The following is a 19,705-nucleotide window of genomic DNA, read 5'->3' on the forward strand; positions in this document are numbered from 1 at the left end:
GGCGGACCATGACGATGTTCGACACAGTCCTCGTCGCCAACCGGGGCGAGATCGCCGTCCGCGTCATCCGCACCCTGCGCGCCCTCGGGGTGCGCTCGGTCGCGGTGTTCAGCGACGCGGACGCGGACGCCCGCCATGTACGCGAGGCCGACACGGCCGTGCGGATCGGCCCGGCCGCGGCCTCCGAGAGCTACCTCCGCGTCGACCGCCTCCTGGAGGCGGCCGCGAAGAGCGGCGCCCAGGCCGTCCACCCGGGCTACGGCTTCCTCGCCGAGAACGCGGCCTTCGCCCGCGCGTGCGCCGAGGCCGGCCTGGTCTTCATCGGCCCCCCGGCGGACGCCATCGCGCTGATGGGCGACAAGATCCGCGCCAAGGAGACCGTGAAGGCGGCCGGCGTCCCGGTCGTGCCCGGCTCCTCCGGCAGCGGTCTCACCGACGGCCAACTGGCCGACGCGGCCCGCGAGATCGGCATGCCGGTACTGCTGAAGCCCAGCGCGGGCGGCGGCGGCAAGGGCATGCGGCTGGTCCGCGAGGAGGCGGCGCTCGCCGACGAGATCGCGGCCGCCCGGCGCGAGGCCCGCGCCTCCTTCGGCGACGACACGCTCCTGGTGGAGCGGTGGATCGACCGCCCCCGCCACATCGAGATCCAGGTCCTCGCGGACGGCCACGGCAACGTGGTGCACCTCGGCGAGCGCGAGTGCTCCCTCCAGCGCCGCCACCAGAAGATCATCGAGGAGGCACCCTCGGTCCTGCTCGACGAGGAGACCCGGGCCGCCATGGGCGAGGCGGCGGTCCAGGCCGCCCGCTCCTGTGGCTACGCGGGCGCGGGCACGGTCGAGTTCATCGTCCCGGGCAGCGACCCCTCCTCGTACTACTTCATGGAGATGAACACCCGCCTCCAGGTCGAGCACCCGGTCACCGAGCTGATCACGGGCCTCGACCTGGTGGAGTGGCAGGTGCGGGTCGCCTCGGGCGAACCCTTGCCGTTCGGGCAGCGGGACATCACCCTGACCGGCCACGCCGTCGAGGCCCGCGTCTGCGCCGAGGACCCCTCCCGTGGCTTCCTGCCCTCGGGGGGCACGGTCCTGGCGCTGCGCGAGCCCCAGAGTGACGGGGTGCGCACGGACTCCGGCCTGAGCGAGGGCACGGAGGTCGGCAGCCTCTACGACCCGATGCTCTCCAAGGTCATCGCGTACGGACCGGACCGCGCCACCGCGCTGCGCCGGCTGCGTGCCGCGCTGGCCGACACGGTCACCCTGGGCGTGCCCACCAACGCGGGATTCCTGCGCCGGCTGCTCGCCCATCCGGCCGTGGTCGCGGGCGACCTCGACACGGGCCTGGTCGAGCGCGAGGCCGACACCCTGGTCCCGGACGGTGTCCCGGACGAGGTGTACGCGGCGGCGGCGCTGGTGCGGCAGGAGGGGTTGCGGCCGCCCGCCACGGGCGCGTGGCGGGACCCGTTCGCGGTGCCGAGCGGCTGGCGCATGGGCGGCGAACCGGCGCCCCTGTCCTTCCCGTTCCGAGTACCGGGACTCGAACCCGTTACTCACACGGTGCGCGGCACGGCCGCCGGGCGGGTCTCCCCCGGCCAGGTCTCGGTGGAGCTCGACGGCGTCACCCACACCTTCACCACCGCCGCCTCCCCGGAGGGGACCTGGCTCGGGCGGGACGGGGACAGCTGGCACGTGCTGGACCACGACCCGGTCGCGGCGAGCCTCGGCGGCGCCGCGCGCGGCGGCGCGGACACCCTGGCCGCGCCGATGCCAGGCACCGTCACCGTCGTCAAGGTGGCTGTCGGGGACGAGGTCGCGGCGGGCCAGAGCCTGCTGGTGGTCGAGGCGATGAAGATGGAGCACGTCATCTCCGCCCCGCACGCCGGCACCGTCACCGAGCTGGACGTCTCCCCCGGCTCGACCGTCGCCATGGACCAGGTCCTGGCCGTGGTGACCCCCAAGGAGGAGGACCAGTGACGCTCCCCATGGTCGTACCGGCGCCGGACCTGCCCGCCTCGGTGCGCATCCACGAGGTCGGGGCCCGCGACGGGCTCCAGAACGAGAAGGCCGTCGTCCCCACCGAGGTCAAGGCCGAGTTCGTGCGCCGCCTCGCGGACGCGGGTCTGACCACCATCGAGGCGACCAGCTTCGTGCACCCGAAGTGGGTGCCCCAACTGGCCGACGCCGAGCGTCTGTTCCCGATGGTCGGGGACATCGCAGGCGTGGCGCTGCCGGTCCTGGTGCCCAACGAGCGCGGTCTGGACCGGGCGCTCGCGCTCGGCGCCGACCGGATCGCGGTCTTCGCCAGCGCCACGGAGTCCTTCGCCAAGGCCAATCTCAACCGTACGGTGGACGAGTCGCTGGCGATGTTCGCGCCGGTCGTGGCCCGCGCGAAGGAGCGGCGGGTCCATGTCCGGGGCTATCTGTCGATGTGCTTCGGCGACCCGTGGGAGGGAGCCGTCCCCGTCCAGCAGGTCGTCCGCACCGCGAAGTCCCTCATGGACCTGGGCTGCGACGAGCTGAGCCTGGGGGACACGATCGGGGTGGCGACCCCGGCCCACGTCCGGAGCCTGCTGGCGGCGCTGAACGAGGAGGGCGTGGCCACCTCCGCGATCGGGGTGCACTTCCACGACACCTACGGCCAGGCGCTCGCCAACACCCTCGCCGCCCTCCAGCACGGCGTCACCACGGTCGACGCCTCGGCGGGCGGCCTGGGCGGCTGCCCGTACGCCAAGTCCGCCACCGGAAACCTCGCCACCGAAGACCTCGTGTGGATGCTCCAGGGCCTCGGTATCGACACCGGGGTCGACCTCGGCCGGCTCACCGCCACCAGCGTGTGGATGGCCGAGCAGCTGGGACGGCCGAGCCCGTCCCGCACCGTCCGCGCCCTCTCCCCCGACTCCCACAAGGAGTGACCCCCATGTCCCTTGACCACCGGCTCTCCGACGAGCACGAAGAACTCCGCCGTACGGTCGAGGAGTTCGCGCACGACGTCGTCGCCCCCAAGATCGGCGACTTCTACGAGCGCCACGAGTTCCCGTACGAGATCGTCCGCGAGATGGGCCGTATGGGCCTGTTCGGGCTGCCCTTCCCCGAGGAGTACGGGGGCATGGGCGGCGACTACCTGGCGCTGGGCATCGCCCTGGAGGAGCTGGCGCGGGTCGACTCCTCGGTGGCCATCACCCTGGAGGCGGGCGTCTCCCTCGGGGCGATGCCGGTGTTCCGGTTCGGTACGGAGGAGCAGAAGCGGGAGTGGCTGCCGAAGTTGTGCTCCGGCGAGATGCTGGGCGCGTTCGGCCTGACCGAGCCCGACTGCGGCTCGGACGCGGGGGGCACGCGGACGACGGCGGTGCGCGACGGTGACGAGTGGGTCATCAACGGCACCAAGTGCTTCATCACCAACTCCGGTACGGACGTCACGGGCCTGGTGACGGTCACGGCCGTGACCGGCCGCAAGCCCGACGGACGCCCGCTGATCTCCTCGATCATCGTCCCCTCCGGCACACCGGGCTTCACGGTGGCCGCGCCGTACTCGAAGGTGGGGTGGAATGCCTCGGACACCCGCGAGCTGTCCTTCGCGGACGTCCGCGTCCCGGCGGCCAACCTCCTGGGCGAGGAGGGCCGGGGCTACGCGCAGTTCCTGCGCATCCTCGACGAGGGCCGCGTCGCCATCTCCGCGCTGGCCACGGGACTGGCGCAGGGCTGCGTCGACGAGTCGGTGAAGTACGCGCGCGAGCGCCACGCCTTCGGCCGTCCCATCGGGGACAACCAGGCGATCCAGTTCAAGATCGCGGACATGGAGATGCGGGCGCACATGGCCCGGGTGGGGTGGCGCGACGCGGCGTCCCGTCTGGTGCGGGGCGAGTCCTTCAAGAAGGAGGCGGCGGTGGCGAAGCTGTACTCGTCGACGGTCGCGGTCGACAACGCGCGGGACGCGACGCAGATCCACGGCGGGTACGGCTTCATGAACGAGTATCCGGTCGCCCGGATGTGGCGGGACTCGAAGATTCTGGAGATCGGGGAGGGGACGAGTGAGGTGCAGCGGATGCTGATCGCGAGGGAGTTGGGCATGCCGGCGTAACAGCTGCCCCTCCCCGCGCCCCGTGCCCGGCTCGCCCTCCGGGCCCCTCCCCGGCCGGGGGTTCCCCTGCGGGTCGCTTCCTGGTCCCGGGGTTCCCCTGCGGGTCGCTTCTCGGTCCGGGGTTCGCCTGCGGGTCGCTTCTCGGTCCGGGGTTCGTCTGCGGGTCCGGTGGGGGCTTGTCGCGCAGTTCCCCGCGCCCCTTGGGGGATTGGGCTCGGCCCGGGAGGCGCCTGCGGGGCAGGCCGGGGAGTTCGTCTGCGGACCGTCTGTGGCCGAGCGCGCAGTTCCCCGCGCCCCTGGGCCTTTAGGGGCGCGGGGAACTGTGCGACGAGCCCACCACCGGGCCGCAGACAAACGGGGGGTTAGGGGCGCGGGGAACTGCGCGAGCAACCCACCACCGGGCCGCAGACAAAGGGTGACTAGCGGGCGCGGGGAACTGCGGGGAACTGCGCGAGCAACCCACCACCGGGCCGCAGGGTCGCTCCCGCGCGGTAGCGGGGCGCGGGCCCGTCCAGGGGACCCGGGGGCTCGCCCCCGGGAGATGCCTCAAGCCACCCCCGCCGCACCCCGATCCCCCGAAGGGGTGGACCCGGCGCGTACACCCCCCGGCACCCCACCCCCACCCCCACCCTGGGCAACGTGACCCCACCCACCTGCCCCGCCTGCCCCACGCGGCCGCCCCTGTGGAAGGACACCTCCGCCACCGTCCCCGGCGCCGCCGACCACTGGCACTGGCACTGCACCACCTGCCGCACCCTCTACGAACCCACCGCGTCCCACAAAGTCCGCTTCACGTACGCGCCCCTGCGGCGGTAGGGCGCTCGGGGGCGTCCCACCCCTCCCGTCGCGACTGTCGGCCACCGGCGGCGCCCTCGGCCTCGGGGCCGCGCGGCCATAGGGCCCCGGCCCCGTCCGGGACCCCTCTACAGATCCTTGTGAGGTTAGGCTAACCTACCCAGGAACTGCCAGAGGCCGACCCCGGCACGTACGAAAGCGGATCGTCATGCCCTTTTCCCGAGCGTCCCACCTCTCCCGTCGCGGCCTGCTGGCCGCCGGCGGCGCCCTCGGCCTCGGGGCCGCGCTGGCCGCCTGCGGGGACGGCGACGACGACAAGAAAACGGGCGACGAGCAGCAGGCCACCGGCAAGTCCGGTCCCTGGTCCTTCAAGGACGACCGTGGCAAGACCGTGCAGACGAAGTCCACCCCCAAGACCATCGTCGCCTTCACCGGCACCGCCGCCGCCCTCCACGACTACGGCGTCGAGGTCAAGGCCGTGTTCGGCCCGACGAAGACCAAGGACGGCAAGCCGGACGTCCAGGCGGGCGACCTCGACATCAACAAGGTCGAGATCCTCGGCAACGTCTGGGGCGAGTTCAGCGTCGAGAAGTACGCGGCCCTCGCGCCCGAGCTGCTCGTCACGGACATGTGGGAGAAGGACGCTCTCTGGTACGTGCCGGACAACAGCAAGGACAAGATCCTCAAGCTCGCCCCGAGCGTCGCCCTGTGGGCCGCGCAGCTCAGCATGCCGGCCGCCCTCCAGCGCCGTGCCGACCTCGCCGCCTCCCTCGGCGCCGACCTCAAGGCGGCCAAGGTCACCGAGGCCAAGGCCCGGTTCGAGAAGGCCGCCGCCCGGCTGAAGGCCGCCACCAAGGCCAACCCCAACGTCACGGTGATGATCGGCTCCGCCAGCGCCGACCTGTTCTACGTCTCGGCGCCCAAGACCTCCGCCGACACCGCCTACTTCCAGGAGCTGGGCGTGAAGTTCGTCGAGCCCAAGGTCAACGCCCAGGGCTTCTTCGAGGAGCTCAGCTGGGAGAACGTCGGCAAGTACAAGGCCGACGTGATCATGATGGACAACCGCTCCACGGCCCTCCAGCCCGACGCCCTGAAGTCCAAGCCGACCTGGGCCGGCCTGCCCGCCGTCAAGGCCGGCCAGATCACCCCGCGCACCACCGAGCCGATCTACTCGTACGCCAAGTGCGCGCCGATCCTCGAAACCCTCGCCCAGGCCATCGAGACCGCGAAGAAGGTTGCCTGACCATGACGCTGACAGCCGAGACCGCTACCGTCCCCTTCCGTCTCTTCGATCTGAGCGTGGTACGGACCCGGCGGCTCGGCCCGTCGCTGGTGCGGATCACCTTCGGCGGCGAGCAGTTGGCGTACTTCGAGGGCGGCGGCCGGGACCAGAGCCTCTCGCTCTTCCTGCCGCACCCGGGCCAGGACGCGCCCGTCCTGCCGCTCACCCAGGACCCGCAGACGTGGTTCGCGGAGTACCGGGCGCTGCCCGACGGGGTACGGGCGGTGATGCGCTCGTACACCCTGCGCGCCCAGCGCCGCGACCCCGACGAGGTCGACATCGACTTCGCGCTCCACGAGGACGGCGGCCCGGCGTGCCGCTGGGCCGCGCGCGCCGAGCCCGGGGACCGTGTGGCGGTCCTCGGTCCGGCGGTCGCCGACAACACGGCGGTGCGCTTCCGGCCCCCGGCGGGGACGGACGGGGTGGTGCTGTGGGGCGACGAGACCGCGCTGCCGGCCGTCTCCGCGATCCTGGAGTGGCTGCCGGCCGGCACGCCCGCGCGGGTGTGGCTCGAAGTGCCGTTCAGCGGGGACCGGATGGCGCTGCCGACGGCCGCCGACGCCGAGATCACCTGGCTGGTGAAGGAGGAGGGCGCGCCCTCCGTCCTGGACGCGGTGCGGACGGAGCCGGTCCTGCCGGGGCTCGACCCGTACGTATGGATCGCCGGGGAGGCCTCCACCATGCGGGAGCTGCGGCGGCACTTCGTGAATGAGCGTCACATCGACCGCAGGAACGTCACGTTCGTCGGTTACTGGCGGCAGGGGCGCTCGGAGGACCAGCTGCGCGAGGAAGAGGCCGCGTAGGCCGGTTGCACGGCTGCGGGCCGGTGGTGGGCTGGTCGCGCAGTTCCCCGCGCCCCTAGGGGGTCCGCCGCAGCCGGGGAACTCTGCTCAGCCACAAGCTTTTAGGGGCGCGGGGAACTGCGCGACCAGCCACCCACTCACCCGCAGACGGAGGCCGGGCCTCAGGGCGCCGCACCCGCCTCAAGGGGGGCGAGGGCCTGTTGAGATCGAACTTAGGTTAGGCTAACCTTAGTTCCAGATCGCGGTCCTCGCCCCCTTCCTTTCTGCCCGGAGGGCCCGACGAAGTCCCCGATCCGGGAGGACAGTTCATGCGTTCGCACCTGCTCAATGACACGACGGCGGAGAGCTACCGGCGCTCCGTGACCGAAGGAGTCGAGCGGGTGGCGTCGAAACTCGCCGCGACCCGGCGCCCGTTCACGGGCGCGGGCGTCGAGGACATCGCCCCGCTCATCGACCGGGTCGACCTCGACCGGCCGCTGGGCGACACCTCCGCCGTCCTGGACGAGCTGGAGGACGTGTATCTGCGCGACGCCGTCTACTTCCACCACCCGCGCTACCTGGGCCACCTCAACTGCCCCGTGGTGATCCCCGCCGTCCTCGGCGAAGCGGTCCTCTCGGCCGTCAACTCCTCGCTCGACACCTGGGACCAGAGCGCGGGCGGCACCCTCATCGAGCGCCGGCTGATCGACTGGACGGCCGGACGCGTCGGTTACGGCCCGGCCGCCGACGGCGTCTTCACCAGCGGCGGCAGCCAGTCCAACCTTCAGGCGCTGCTGCTGGCCCGCGAGGAGGCCAAGACCGACGACCTCTCCCGGCTGCGGATCTTCTCCTCCGAGTGCAGCCACTTCAGCGTCCAGAAGTCCGCCCAGCTCCTCGGCCTCGGCCGGTCCGCCGTCGTGTCGATCCCCTGCGGCCAGGACAAGCGCATGCAGACCGTGGCGCTCGCCCGCGCCCTGGAGCGCTGCGCCGCCGAGGGCAACGTGCCGATGGCCGTCGTCGCCACCGCCGGCACCACCGATTTCGGCTCGCTCGACCCGCTGCCGGAGATCGGCGAGCTGTGCGAGCGGTACGGCGCCTGGTTCCACGTGGACGCCGCGTACGGCTGCGGGCTGCTCGTCTCCCCCACCCGGCGCCACCTCCTCAACGGCATCGAGCACGCCGACTCGGTCACCGTGGACTACCACAAGTCCTTCTTCCAGCCGGTCAGTTCGAGCGCGATCCTGGTCAAGGACGGCACCACGCTGCGGCACGCCACGTACCACGCGGACTACCTCAACCCGCGCCGGGCCGCCGAGGAGCGCATCCCCAACCAGGTCGACAAATCCCTCCAGACCACCCGCCGCTTCGACGCCCTGAAGCTGTGGATGACGCTGCGCACCATGGGCGCCGACGGAATCGGCTCGCTCTTCGACGAGGTGTGCGACCTGGCCGTGGAGGGCTGGCGGCTGCTCGCCGCCGACCCGCGCTACGACGTCGTGGTCGAGCCCACCCTCTCGACCCTGGTCTTCCGCTACATCCCGGATGCCGTCACCTCGCCCGCCGAGATCGACCGCGCCAACCTCTACGCCCGCAAGGCGCTCTTCGCGTCCGGCGAGGCGGTCGTCGCCGGTACCAAGACCGGCGGACGCCAGTACCTGAAGTTCACCCTGCTCAACCCCGAGACGACGGCCGCCGACATCGCCGCCGTCCTCGATCTGATCGCCGGCCACGCCGAGCAGTACCTGGGAGAGAACCTTGTCCACGCAGTCTCGTGAGCCGTACGACTTCATCGGGATCGGCCTCGGGCCCTTCAACCTGGGCCTGGCCTGCCTCACCGAGCCGGTCGACGAGCTCAGCGGCCTCTTCCTGGAGTCCAAGCCGGACTTCGAGTGGCACTCGGGCATGTTCCTGGAGGGCGCCCACCTCCAGACCCCGTTCCTGTCCGACCTGGTGACGCTCGCGGACCCGACCTCGCCGTACTCCTTCCTCAACTACCTGAAGGAGTCGGGCCGCCTCTACGCGTTCTACATACGCGAGAACTTCTATCCGCTGCGCACCGAGTACAACGACTACTGCCGCTGGGCGGCCGGCAAGCTCTCCTCGATCCGCTTCAACCAGACGGTGAAGACGGTGACGTACGAGAACGAGGTGTACGTCGTACGCACCGAGGACGGCTCGGAGTTCCGCGCCCGGCGGCTCGTGCTCGGCACCGGTACTCCCCCGTTCGTGCCCGAGCCGTGCCGGGGCCTCGGCGGCGACTACCTGCACAACTCCCGCTATCTGGAGCACAAGGAGGCGCTCCGGAAGAAGAAGTCGATCACGCTGGTGGGCAGCGGGCAGTCGGCGGCGGAGATCTACTACGACCTCCTGAGCGAGATCGACGTCCACGGCTACCGGCTGAACTGGGTCACCCGCTCGCCGCGCTTCTTCCCGCTGGAGTACACCAAGCTGACGCTGGAGATGACCTCGCCGGAGTACGTGGACTACTTCCACGCGCTGCCCGAGTCCACCCGCTACCGCCTGGAGTCGCAGCAGAAGGGGCTGTTCAAGGGCATCGACTCGGAGCTCATCGACGCGATCTTCGACCTGCTGTACCAGAAGAACCTCAAGGGCCCCGTCGGCACCCGTCTGCTCACCAACGCCTCGCTCAACGCCGCCAGTTACGACACCACGACCGGCACCTACACCCTGGGGCTGCGCCAGGAGGAGCAGGAGAAGGACTACACCCTCGACACCGAGGGCCTGATCCTGGCCACCGGCTACAAGTACGCCGAGCCCGCGTTCCTGGAGCCGGTCGCGGACCGGATCAGGCGCGACGGCCACGGCCGCTTCGACGTGGCCCGCAACTACGCCATCGACACCGCCGGCAGCGAGATCTTCCTCCAGAACGCCGCCGTGCACACCCACTCGATCACCTCGCCCGACCTGGGCATGGGCGCCTACCGCAACGCGTACATCATCGGCGAGCTGCTCGGCCGCGAGTACTACCCGGTCGAGAAGTCCATCGCCTTCCAGGAGTTCGCCGTATGAGCACCACCCACACCACCGCCGGCATAGGCACCTTCACCGTCCGCGCCCTCGACCCCCTCCAGGACGCCGAGCTGCTGCACGGCTGGGTCACCCACCCCAAGGCCGCGTTCTGGATGATGGGGGACGCGAAGCTGGAGGACGTCGAGCGGGCGTACATGGAGATCGCGGCCGACGAGCACCACCACGCGCTGCTCGGGCTGCACGACGGCGAGCCCGCGTTCCTGATGGAGACGTACGACCCGGCCCACCGCGAGCTGGTCGGCCTGTACGAGCCCGAGCCGGGCGACGTCGGGATGCACTTCCTGGTCGCGCCGACCGGCACGCCGATCCACGGCTTCACCCGCGCGGTCATCACCGCCGTGATGGCGCACCTCTTCGCGGACCCGGCGACCCGGCGGGTCGTCGTGGAGCCGGATGTGGGCAACAAGGCCGTCCACGCGCTGAACGCGGCCGTCGGCTTCGAGGTCGTCGGGGAGATCACCAAGCCGGAGAAGCGGGCGCTGCTCAGCGTCTGCACGCGCGCCGCGTTCGAGGCGGCGACCGAGGGAGCGGCCCGATGACGACGACCCCCGCCATCGCCGTCCCCCACCTCACCCCCGGGCTGTGGGCGCGCGCCAACCGGCTGCTGATCCGCAAGGCGCTCGCCGAGTTCGCCCACGAGCGGCTGCTGGAGCCGCGCCCGCTGGGCGAGGACCGGTACAGCGTGCTCAGCGACGACGGCACGGTGGAGTACCGCTTCACCGCCGCGCTGTACGCCCTCGACCACTGGCAGGTCGACCCGGAGTCGATCTCGCGCCACGGCGCCGGGGGACAGCTTCCGCTCGACGCCCTCGACTTCTTCATCGAGCTGCGCACGACGCTGGGCCTGAGCGACGAGATCCTGCCCGTCTACCTGGAGGAGATCTCCTCCACGCTCTCCGGTACGGCGTACAAGCTCACCAAGGAGCAGATCCCGGCGGCCGAACTCGCCCGGGCGGACTTCCAGGCGATCGAGACGGGCATGACCGAGGGCCACCCGTGCTTCGTGGCCAACAACGGACGGCTCGGCTTCGGCGCGCACGAGTACGCGGCGTACGCGCCGGAGGCCGCCGCCCCCGTCCGGCTGATCTGGCTGGCGGCACGGCGCGACCGGGCGACCTTCACCTCGGGCGCGGGCCTCGACTACGACACGCTGATCGAGGCGGAGCTGGGCGCCGCGACGCTGGAACGTTTCGCCGCGACGCTGGCGGAGCGTGGTCTTGACCTCGCGGACTACCGGCTGCTGCCGGTCCACCCCTGGCAGTGGTGGAACAAGCTGTCGGTGACGTTCGCGGCGGAGGTCGCGCAGGACCGGCTGGTACCGCTGGGGGTGGGCGACGACGACTATCTCGCCCAGCAGTCGATCCGTACCTTCTTCAACACGACGGACCCGACGAAGCACTACGTGAAGACGGCGCTGTCGGTCCTGAACATGGGCTTCATGCGCGGCCTTTCGGCGGCGTACATGGAGGCGACGCCCGCGATCAACGACTGGCTGGCGGGGCTGGTGGAGCGCGACTCCGTGCTGCGCGCGGCCCGCTTCTCGATCATCCGCGAGCGGGCGGCGATCGGCTACCACCACCGCCAGTACGAGCGGGCCACCGACCGCTCCTCGCCGTACCGCAAGATGCTGGCGGCGCTGTGGCGCGAGAGCCCGGTGCCGACGCTGGAGCCCGGCGAGCGGCTCGCCACGATGGCGTCGCTGCTGCACGTGGACGGCGCCGGGGCGTCGTTCGCGGGCGCGCTGATCGCGCAGTCGGGGGTGGGGGCGCGGGAGTGGCTGCGGCGCTACCTCGACGCCTACCTCCTGCCGGTCCTGCACTCCTTCTACGCCTACGACCTGGTCTACATGCCGCACGGCGAGAACGTGATCCTCGTGCTGGCGCAGGACGGCACGGTCTCGCGGGCGATCTTCAAGGACATCGCCGAGGAGATCGCGGTCATGGACCCGGACGCGGTGCTGCCGCCGGCGGTGGAGCGGATCCGGGCGGACGTCCCCGACGACATGAAGCTCCTGTCCGTCTTCACGGACGTCTTCGACTGCTTCTTCCGCTTCCTGAACGCGACGCTGGTGAGCGAGGGGGTGCTGGAGGAGTCGGAGTTCTGGGAGGCGGTGGCGGAGTGCGTCACGTCGTACCAGGCGTCGGTGCCGGAGTTGGCGGACAAGTTCAAGCAGTACGACATGTTCGCGCCGGAGTTCGCGCTGTCATGCCTGAACCGGCTCCAGCTGCGGAACAACCGGCAGATGGTGGATCTGGGGGATCCGGCGGGGGCGCTGCAACTGGTGGGCACCCTGCGAAACCCCCTCGCGGGGTAACTCCCCCTGCGCGGGGCTGCGCGTTCGGCTGCGGACCGTGGATGGCTGATCGCGCAGTTCCCCGCGCCCCTGTGCGAGCTGCGCGTTCGGCTGCGGACCGTGGATGGCTGATCGCGCAGTTCCCCGCGCCCCTAGGGGATCGTGGCTGAGGCACCCAGAAGGGACACCGGGGACCCAGCAACCCCCAAGGGCCGCTCAGGCGCGGGGGGGCCTGCGTGAGCACCCCTCCCCGGCCCGAGCAGGGGCGCGGGACCTGCACGAGCGACCCCGCCGCTGCGCGTTCGGCTGCGGATTGTGGGTGGCTGGCCGCGCAGTTCCCCGCGCCCCTGTGCGAGCTGCGCGTTCGGCTGAGGATTGTGGGTGGCTGATCGCGCAGTTCCCCGCGCCCCTAGGGGCCCGTGGCTGAGGCACCCGGAAGCAGCACCGGGGACCCAACAACCCCCAACGACCCGCTCAGGCGCGGGAGCCTGCGTGAGCGCCCCCCGGCCCGATCAGCGGCGCGCGGACCTGCGCGAGCAACCCCCGCCGGCCTTTAGGGGCGCGGGGAACTGCGCGATCAGCCCCCACCGGCCCGCGGACGAGCACGCATCGGCGGGGTCCGGGGGCCGCAGGCCCCGCACTCTGGGGGTCGCGGGCCGCAAGGCCCCGTGCCTCTGGGGGGGGCGGGGGCCGCAGGCCCCGTGCCTCTGGGGGGGGGCGGGGGCCGCAGGCCCCGTGCCTCTGGGGGGGCGGGGGCCGCAGGCCCCGTGCCTCTGGGGGGGCGGGGGCCGCAGGCCCCGTGCCTCTGGGGATCGGGGGCGGAGCCCCCGGCAGGACCCCTTCCCCACCCCCGGAGGGTTCAGGGAAGGGGCGGGTCGGGGAAAACCCCCTCACCCCCACGGCACCAGCGGCGACCGGTAGAAGTTCACCCCCAGCGCCCCCAACCGCTCCCCCTGCTCCCCCAACCGCCCCCGAAACGCCCCCCAGTCATGCGTCGCGGCAGGCGACCACCCCAGCTCCGCAACCCCCACCACCCGGGGGAACGCCATGTACTCCAGATCCCCGCTGCGCACCAGCGTCTCCGTCCACAGCGGTGCCTCCACCCCCAGCACCGCCCCCGCCGGCATCCCTTTCACGAACGTGTCCGGGTCCCAGCCGTAGGCCTGGTCCACCTCCACATAGCCCGCCCAGTCCTGCCCCAGCTCGGTGGTCGCGTCGTACTTCATGTCCAGGTAGGCCCGGTTCGCCGGGGACATCACCACCTTCGTGCCCGCCTTCGCCGCCGCGACGACCTCGGCCTCGTCCCCTTCCGTGCCCCAGTACTGCGCCACCGCCCCGGCGACGGGCCGCGCCCCGGTCAGCTGGTGCCAGCCCATGACCGTCTTGCCGTACTTCCCGACGACTGCCTGGGCCCGGTCCATGAAGGCCACGTAGTCCGCGTGCGGCGTCGAGTGCGCCTCGTCGCCGCCGATGTGGATATATCGACCAGGCGTCATCGCGGCCAGCTCCCGCACCACGTCGTCCAGGAACGCGTACGTCACCGGCTTCGGCACGCACAGTGAGCTGAAACCGACGTCCGTGCCGGTATAGAGGGGCGGCGCGACGCCGTCGCAGTTCAGGTCGGCGTAGGAGGCGAGGGCCGCGTTCGTGTGGCCGGGGGTGTCGATCTCGGGGATCAGTTCGAGATAGCGGCTCGCCGCGTACCGGACGATCTCCCGGTAGTCCGCCTTGCTGTAGTGACCGCCCTTGCCCCCGCCCACCTGCGTCTGCCCGCCGTACGCCGCGAGCCGGGGCCAGGAGTCGATGGCGATCCGCCAGCCCTGGTCGTCGGAGAGGTGCAGATGCAGCTTGTTGATCTTGTACAGGGCCAGCTGGTCGATGTACCGCTCGACCTGCGCCACCGTGAAGAAGTGGCGGGAGACGTCCAGCATCGCGCCCCGGTAGGCGTAGCGCGGGACGTCCGTGATTGTCCCGCCCGCCACCCGCCACGGGCCCGGCTGCCGGGTGCGCCTCTCGACCGACGCGGGCAGCAGCTGCCGCAGCGTCTGGACGCCGTGGAAGAGCCCGGCCGCCCGGTGCGCGGTGAGCGTGAGCGCGCCGGGGCCGCTCTCCAGCCGGTACCCCTCCGGCCCGAGCCGTGCCTCGCCGGAGAGCCGCAGCCGGATGCCGCCGCGCCCGTCCGCCCGTACCGGCAGCGCGTACCCGGTCGAGGGGCGCAGGACGTCGGCCAGGTACCCGGCGATCCGGCGGCCCTCCGCGCCCGCCGCCGCGTCGACGCGGATCACGGTGCCGGGGGTGATCGTGTACGGGGAGCCGCCGGGGGCGACGGACGCCGGGGCCGGGACGATCCGGTCCAGCGGGCGGGGGGTGCGGGGCGCGGCCGCGGCGGGTCCCGCCGAGGAGACGCCGGCCGCCAGGAGCAGCAGGGCGCCCAGCAGACCGGTGAGGGTTCCGCGCCGTCCGACAAGCCGTCTCACAAGCTGTTCCCTTCGACGGGACGCGAGCAGGGGCGTGAGCAACCGAACGGGATCCATCACAGCGGCCCGCCACCGCCACCGTCAAGGTGCAGATCAATGCCCAAATGACCGTCCCCGCAAGGCCGATGGAACAATCACGGCATGGCGGAAATCATCCAGAGGGACGGGACCTGGACCTTCGACGGGGACGGCATACGCGTCGTACCCGGGAGCGACAAAGGGATCAGCCTGCTGCGCCGCACCCTCGGCGAGGTGACCGTGCCGCTCGTCGCGCTGGCGGGGGTGGCGTACGAGCCGGGGCGCAAGGCCGGGCGGCTGCGGCTGCGGCTGCGCGACGGCGCCGACCCCCTGCTCCAGGTGACCGGCGGCAAGCTGGACGACGCCTCCGATCCGTACACCCTGACCGTGGAGACGAAGGCGGCCGCGATAGCCGAGTACTTCGTGGACGAGGTCCGCAACGCCCTGCTGCTCGACTCGGTGCCGACCGGGCCCGTGGACCGCTATCTGCTGCCCGGGCCCCCGCTGCCGATGACGGTCGGCGCGGGCGACGGCACGGCCGCCTTCGACGGGCGTACGGTCCGCCTCGACTGGACCTGGCACACCGACGAGGTGAAGAGGAACAGCGGCCCGACCACCGTCGCCCTGGAGGACCTGCACGCGGTGGAGTGGCTGCCCGCGCGCGGCCTGGAGGACGGCCATCTGCGTTTCGTGGTCTCGCCGAACGCGCCCCGGCTGCCCGCCGGGCGCGATCCGCACGCCGTGGAGCTCAACGGGTTCAAGAAGGACCCGCTGATGGCGCTGCTCGCCTCGGCCGTGGTGGCGCGGATGCCGCACCCGCACGCGGCGGCGCCCGCACCGGAGCCGAAGACCCTCGGGCCGGCGCCGGCCGCCGAGGACCCGGACGCGCTGCTGCGGCGGCTGCGCGAGCTCGGGGAGCTGCACCGGGCCGGGGTCCTCACCGAGGAGGAGTTCACCTTCGCCAAGCAGGCCGTGCTCAAGCGGTTGTGAGTGCGGTTGTGAGGACTCCTGGCGCCGTCGGGGCGGCCTGGTCTGTACCAGGCTGCGTATGATCATGAGAATCCTGCCCGATATCGGGCAGGATTCTTGCGTGGGGGCCGGATTCCCCGCAGTATCGACGGGTGCTCGAACGCCGCAGCCCGTCGTCGCACGACGACCTCGTCGACCATCTGGTGCGCAGCACCGCGCTCCAGCGCGGTGAGGCCGCCCGGGTGGTCCTCGATGTGCTGGCGTACTTCGACGAGACGTACGAGGAGTTCGTCCGCCGCCGCCACCGTGAACTGCAGTCCGGTGGTCTGGTGAACGCGGAGATCTTTGAGCGGATCGCGGCCGAGCTGCCGCACCGCGCCGTGGCGCCCCCGGAGCTCTCGCTCCGGCAGCTGCGCCGCATCGTCTACGGCTGAGCACGCCGGAACGTGTTGGACCTGTTGGACCTGTTGCACCTGTACGTCGATGGAGGGGTCAAGACTCTATGTGCGGAATCGTCGGTTATATCGGTAAGCGTGATGTCGCTCCCCTGCTGCTGGAAGGCCTCCAGCGGCTGGAGTACCGCGGTTACGACTCCGCGGGCGTCGTCATCAACAGCCCCAAGTCGGGCGCGCTGAAGATGGTCAAGGCCAAGGGCCGCGTCCGCGACCTGGAGGCCCGCGTCCCCAAGCGCTTCACCGGCACCACCGGCATCGCGCACACCCGCTGGGCCACCCACGGCGCCCCCAGCGACGTGAACTCGCACCCGCACCTCGACCCCGAGAACAAGGTCGCCGTCGTCCACAACGGCATCGTCGACAACGCCGCCGAGCTGCGCGCCAAGCTGGAGGCCGAGGGCGTCGTCTTCGTCTCCGAGACCGACACCGAGGTGATCACCCACCTGATCGCCCGCTCGCAGGGCGACTCCCTGGAGGAGAAGGTCCGCGAGGCGCTCAAGGTCATCGAGGGCACCTACGGCATCGCCGTGATGCACGCCGACTTCGCCGACCGCATCGTGGTCGCCCGCAACGGCTCCCCGGTCATCCTCGGCATCGGCGAGAAGGAGATGCTCGTCGCCTCCGACGTCGCCGCGCTGATCGCCCACACCCGCCAGGTCGTCACCCTGAACGACGGCGAGATGGCGACCCTGAAGGCCGACGACTTCCGTACGTACACGACCTCGGGCACGCTCACCAACGCCACCCCCGAGATCGTCGAGTGGGAGGCCGCCTCCTACGACATGGGCGGCCACGACACGTACATGCACAAGGAGATGTCGGAGCAGGCCGACGCCGTGGACCGCGTGCTGCGCGGCCGCATCGACGACCGGTTCTCCACCGTCCACCTCGGCGGCCTCAACCTGGACGCCCGCGAGGCCCGCGGCGTGCGCCGGATCAAGATCCTCGGCTGCGGCACCTCGTACCACGCCGGCATGATCGGCGCCGGCCTCATCGAGGAGCTGGCCCGTATCCCCGCGGACGCCGAGCCGGCCTCCGAGTTCCGCTACCGCAACCCGGTCGTGGACCCCGACACGCTGTACATCGCGGTCTCCCAGTCCGGTGAGACCTACGACGTGCTCGCCGCCGTCCAGGAGCTCAAGCGCAAGGGCGCCCGCGTCCTCGGCGTCGTGAACGTCGTCGGCTCGGCGATCGCCCGCGAGGCGGACGGCGGCACCTACGTGCACGCCGGCCCCGAGGTCTGCGTCGTCTCCACCAAGTGCTTCACCAACACCGTGGTCGCCTTCGCGCTGCTCGCCCTGCACCTCGGCCGCATCCGCGACCTGTCGGTGGCCGACGGCAAGCGGATCATCGAGGGCCTGCGCAAGCTGCCCGGGCAGATCTCGGAGATCCTGGCCATGGAGCCGGAGATCGAGAAGCTGGCCAAGGAGTACGCCGGCGCCCAGTCGATGATGTTCATCGGCCGGGTGCGCGGCTACCCGGTCGCCCTGGAGGCCTCCCTGAAGCTCAAGGAGATCTCCTACATCCACGCCGAGGCCTACCCCGCCTCCGAGCTCAAGCACGGCCCGCTGGCGCTCATCGAGCCCGCGCTGCCGACGGTCGCGATCGTCCCCGACGACGACCTGCTGGAGAAGAACCGCGCGGCCCTGGAGGAGATCAAGGCCCGCAGCGGCCGCATCCTCGCCGTGGCCCACCGCGAGCAGGAGAAGGCCGACCACACCATCGTCGTCCCGAAGAACGAGAACGAGCTGGACCCGATCCTGATGGGCATCCCGCTCCAGCTCTTCGCGTACCACACGGCGCTGGCCATGGGCCGCGACATCGACAAGCCGCGCAACCTGGCGAAGTCCGTCACGGTCGAGTAGTCCGTCCGGTACGGCTGGTTCCGTATCCGTCGGCCCCCTAGAGGCAGAAGCGGCCCCGCACGCGCCACCTGGCGTGCGGGGCCGCTCCCTTGTCCGCCGGTGCCGCCCATCGCACCGGCGTACGGCTGCCTAGCCGGCGGCCGTCACCCCCCGGCCGGCAGCGCGTCGCGGAATCGCGGTCGGCCAGTCGGCCAGGGCCGCCGTCGCCCCGTACCAGGACGCGGCGCCCGCGACCGCCGCCACCCAGCCGCCGGCCTTCGCGAGGCCCTCGTTGGTGGCGAAGTCGGCGATCGCGAGGAGCACCAGGGAGACGAAGAGCAGCGCGAACGAGCCCTGCCGGATGGGGCCGTAGCCCGCCGAGCCGACCGCCAGGCTCAGCGCGAGGAGCGCGAAGAGCAGCAGGAACAGGCCGGCCGCGTTGGCCGAGAACTTGGTTTCCGCGCCGCTCGCCCAGGTGAACCAGAAGGCGCCGAGGCCCGCGAAGGCGGTGCCGGTGAAGGCGTCCTGGTCGCGGAAGGCGACGATGCCGAGGACGAAGAGGGCGATGCCGCCGACATAGGTCGCGACCGACACGGCGTCGGCCGCGGTGACGCCGTCGATGACCCGGGTGGTGCCGAGGCCGAAGGCGAGCAGGGTGAGGCCGAGTGCGAGGTGGCCGAGGGCGGAGGTGATGCTTCCCGCGGGGGCTTCGTGGTCCACGGCGGGCTCCCTTCATGTGCAGTTGTGCTGCGGGTCGTGCTGTGGGTCGTGCTGCTTCCCAGCGACCTTTATGTACCCTTCACAAGGGCACAATCCACCACCTACCGCAGGGTAGATTCGCCGCGCGGGCAAGGGAGTTGACGCCGCCTCAGCCGGTGCGGGCTACGGGGTCCCTGTGCGGGCTGCTCCGGTTACGGGATGACGACCACGGGGCGCTGGGCGCGCCGGGCGAGCCGTCCGGCGACCGAGCCGAAGATCCGGCCCACGATGCCGTGGGTGGAACCGACGACGATCGCGTCCGCCGCGTACTCCCGCCCGACTTCTTCGAGTTCGTGACAGATGTCCCCGCCGCGCTCGACCAGGATCCAGGAGACCTCGGTGAGGTAGTCCGCGCAGGCGAGCTCCAGGCCGAGCACTTCCGTCCGGTGGTCCGGCACGTCCACGAAGACCGGCGGCTCGCACCCCGCCCACACGGTGGTGGGCAGCCGGTTGGCGACATGCACGATGATCAGGCCGGAGCCGGAGCGCCGGGCCATGCCGATGGCGTACGCCAGGGCGCGCTCACTGGACGTGGAGCCGTCGAAGCCGACCACCACTCCGTGCCGGAACGCGGGGTCGCAGGACAGACGTGGCTCTTCCGCCGCCTGGAGGTCCGACGTCGGGTCGGCTACCTGCTTGCGGTCCGCGGGTTCGGAGAATTCTTGTCCGGCCATGGGTGTCTCGGCGTTTGGATCCTCATGGGAGGGCGACAGGTGGCGGCGGAGCTGTGTCCGGGAATCATCTTCCCAACCCCATACCCCCAAGGGTACGGCGACACTCCTCTCCTGCCCAGAGCCGCCGGTGCTGCACGGCGTTCCCCGGAGCATGCACGAGCCCGCTCCGGATGGCAATGGCAGATGGCTGATACAGAGGTCTGGCCTTCAACATTCCGTGCACGTTCGATCC

General features: G+C 71.5%; 16 protein-coding genes. 13 read left to right on the forward strand and 3 right to left on the reverse strand.

All coding sequences use genetic code 11. The features are described 5' to 3' along the window. Nucleotides 1–14 precede the first annotated feature (14 nt). From ABZ404_RS19905 to ABZ404_RS19950, 10 genes are all read left to right on the forward strand, one after another. The gene (locus ABZ404_RS19905) at nt 15–1,970 is read left to right on the forward strand and encodes a biotin carboxylase N-terminal domain-containing protein (RefSeq protein WP_358836361.1); all 1,956 of its coding nucleotides are present in this window, start codon (nt 15–17) and stop codon (nt 1,968–1,970) included. A gap of 8 nt (nt 1,971–1,978) precedes the next feature. Next, a complete protein-coding gene (locus ABZ404_RS19910) occupies nt 1,979–2,908 on the forward strand; it encodes a hydroxymethylglutaryl-CoA lyase (protein WP_358836362.1) in 930 nt (309 codons plus the stop codon). A 5-nt stretch (nt 2,909–2,913) separates the two neighbouring features. Then, on the forward strand, nt 2,914–4,074 hold the full coding sequence (locus ABZ404_RS19915; RefSeq protein ID WP_358836360.1) for an acyl-CoA dehydrogenase family protein: 1,161 nt from the start codon (nt 2,914–2,916) through the stop codon (nt 4,072–4,074). 639 nt (nt 4,075–4,713) lie between these two features. Then, complete coding sequence (locus ABZ404_RS19920) at nt 4,714–4,890, forward strand: hypothetical protein (protein ID WP_358835716.1); 177 nt, start codon at nt 4,714–4,716, stop codon at nt 4,888–4,890. A gap of 187 nt (nt 4,891–5,077) precedes the next feature. Then, nucleotides 5,078–6,112 carry an ABC transporter substrate-binding protein gene (locus tag ABZ404_RS19925; RefSeq protein ID WP_358835715.1) on the forward strand — a complete coding sequence of 345 codons (1,035 nt, stop codon included), beginning with the start codon at nt 5,078–5,080 and terminating at the stop codon, nt 6,110–6,112. A gap of 2 nt (nt 6,113–6,114) precedes the next feature. Continuing rightward, nucleotides 6,115–6,954: a siderophore-interacting protein gene (locus tag ABZ404_RS19930; protein ID WP_358835714.1), complete on the forward strand. Its 840-nt coding sequence runs from the start codon at nt 6,115–6,117 to the stop codon at nt 6,952–6,954. A gap of 308 nt (nt 6,955–7,262) precedes the next feature. After that, the gene (locus ABZ404_RS19935) at nt 7,263–8,708 is read left to right on the forward strand and encodes an aspartate aminotransferase family protein (protein ID WP_358835713.1); all 1,446 of its coding nucleotides are present in this window, start codon (nt 7,263–7,265) and stop codon (nt 8,706–8,708) included. After that, a complete protein-coding gene (locus ABZ404_RS19940) occupies nt 8,689–9,963 on the forward strand; it encodes a SidA/IucD/PvdA family monooxygenase (RefSeq protein WP_358835712.1) in 1,275 nt (424 codons plus the stop codon). The genes ABZ404_RS19935 and ABZ404_RS19940 overlap by 20 nt, the downstream gene beginning before the upstream one ends. Beyond that, nucleotides 9,960–10,523 (forward strand): GNAT family N-acetyltransferase, encoded by a 564-nt coding sequence (locus tag ABZ404_RS19945; protein ID WP_358990621.1) that lies wholly within the window; start codon nt 9,960–9,962, stop codon nt 10,521–10,523. Before ABZ404_RS19940 ends, ABZ404_RS19945 begins: the two co-directional genes overlap by 4 nt. Then, nucleotides 10,520–12,298: an IucA/IucC family siderophore biosynthesis protein gene (locus ABZ404_RS19950; RefSeq protein WP_358837752.1), complete on the forward strand. Its 1,779-nt coding sequence runs from the start codon at nt 10,520–10,522 to the stop codon at nt 12,296–12,298. The genes ABZ404_RS19945 and ABZ404_RS19950 overlap by 4 nt, the downstream gene beginning before the upstream one ends. Before the next feature lie 869 nt (nt 12,299–13,167). On the opposite strand, the gene ABZ404_RS19955 is transcribed toward ABZ404_RS19950, so the two are convergent. Beyond that, nucleotides 13,168–14,754: a beta-N-acetylhexosaminidase gene (locus ABZ404_RS19955; RefSeq protein WP_358835476.1), complete on the reverse strand. Its 1,587-nt coding sequence runs from the start codon at nt 14,752–14,754 to the stop codon at nt 13,168–13,170. Between the two features lie 141 nt (nt 14,755–14,895). Here ABZ404_RS19955 and ABZ404_RS19960 point away from each other — a divergent pair, with 141 nt between their 5' ends. The 3 genes from ABZ404_RS19960 to glmS all read left to right on the forward strand — a co-directional run bounded on the left by ABZ404_RS19960 (nt 14,896) and on the right by glmS (nt 18,061). Next, nucleotides 14,896–15,762, forward strand: a complete 867-nt coding sequence (locus ABZ404_RS19960) for a DUF4429 domain-containing protein (RefSeq protein WP_358835475.1) — start codon at nt 14,896–14,898, stop codon at nt 15,760–15,762. Nucleotides 15,763–15,893: 131 nt separating this feature from the next. Next, a complete protein-coding gene (locus ABZ404_RS19965; RefSeq protein WP_358835474.1) occupies nt 15,894–16,175 on the forward strand; it encodes a hypothetical protein in 282 nt (93 codons plus the stop codon). A gap of 68 nt (nt 16,176–16,243) precedes the next feature. Further along, on the forward strand, nt 16,244–18,061 hold the full coding sequence (gene glmS / locus ABZ404_RS19970) for a glutamine--fructose-6-phosphate transaminase (isomerizing) (RefSeq protein ID WP_358835473.1): 1,818 nt from the start codon (nt 16,244–16,246) through the stop codon (nt 18,059–18,061). Between the two features lie 129 nt (nt 18,062–18,190). Here glmS and ABZ404_RS19975 read toward each other — a convergent pair whose 3' ends face one another. Both ABZ404_RS19975 and ABZ404_RS19980 read right to left on the reverse strand, forming a co-directional pair. Then, nucleotides 18,191–18,760 (reverse strand): GPR1/FUN34/YaaH family transporter, encoded by a 570-nt coding sequence (locus ABZ404_RS19975; RefSeq protein ID WP_358835472.1) that lies wholly within the window; start codon nt 18,758–18,760, stop codon nt 18,191–18,193. 191 nt (nt 18,761–18,951) lie between these two features. Further along, nucleotides 18,952–19,473 carry a universal stress protein gene (locus tag ABZ404_RS19980; RefSeq protein ID WP_358835471.1) on the reverse strand — a complete coding sequence of 174 codons (522 nt, stop codon included), beginning with the start codon at nt 19,471–19,473 and terminating at the stop codon, nt 18,952–18,954. Nucleotides 19,474–19,705: the final 232 nt, after the last annotated feature.

The organism is Streptomyces sp. NPDC005878 (genome assembly GCF_040629815.1).
Classification (GTDB): Bacteria; Actinomycetota; Actinomycetes; order Streptomycetales; family Streptomycetaceae; genus Streptomyces.

Excerpts from the sequence above, each read along its gene's own strand:
- ABZ404_RS19905 (WP_358836361.1), top strand. The coding sequence starts at position 15 with ATGTTCGACACAGTCCTCGTCGCCAACCGGGGCGAGATCGCCGTCCGC.
- ABZ404_RS19910 (WP_358836362.1), top strand. The coding sequence starts at position 1,979 with ATGGTCGTACCGGCGCCGGACCTGCCCGCCTCGGTGCGCATCCACGAG.
- ABZ404_RS19915 (WP_358836360.1), top strand. The coding sequence starts at position 2,914 with ATGTCCCTTGACCACCGGCTCTCCGACGAGCACGAAGAACTCCGCCGT.
- ABZ404_RS19925 (WP_358835715.1), top strand. The coding sequence starts at position 5,078 with ATGCCCTTTTCCCGAGCGTCCCACCTCTCCCGTCGCGGCCTGCTGGCC.
- ABZ404_RS19930 (WP_358835714.1), top strand. The coding sequence starts at position 6,115 with ATGACGCTGACAGCCGAGACCGCTACCGTCCCCTTCCGTCTCTTCGAT.
- ABZ404_RS19935 (WP_358835713.1), top strand. The coding sequence starts at position 7,263 with ATGCGTTCGCACCTGCTCAATGACACGACGGCGGAGAGCTACCGGCGC.
- ABZ404_RS19945 (WP_358990621.1), top strand. The coding sequence starts at position 9,960 with ATGAGCACCACCCACACCACCGCCGGCATAGGCACCTTCACCGTCCGC.
- ABZ404_RS19950 (WP_358837752.1), top strand. The coding sequence starts at position 10,520 with ATGACGACGACCCCCGCCATCGCCGTCCCCCACCTCACCCCCGGGCTG.
- ABZ404_RS19960 (WP_358835475.1), top strand. The coding sequence starts at position 14,896 with ATGGCGGAAATCATCCAGAGGGACGGGACCTGGACCTTCGACGGGGAC.
- glmS (WP_358835473.1), top strand. The coding sequence starts at position 16,244 with ATGTGCGGAATCGTCGGTTATATCGGTAAGCGTGATGTCGCTCCCCTG.
- ABZ404_RS19980 (WP_358835471.1), bottom strand. The coding sequence starts at position 19,473 with ATGGCCGGACAAGAATTCTCCGAACCCGCGGACCGCAAGCAGGTAGCC.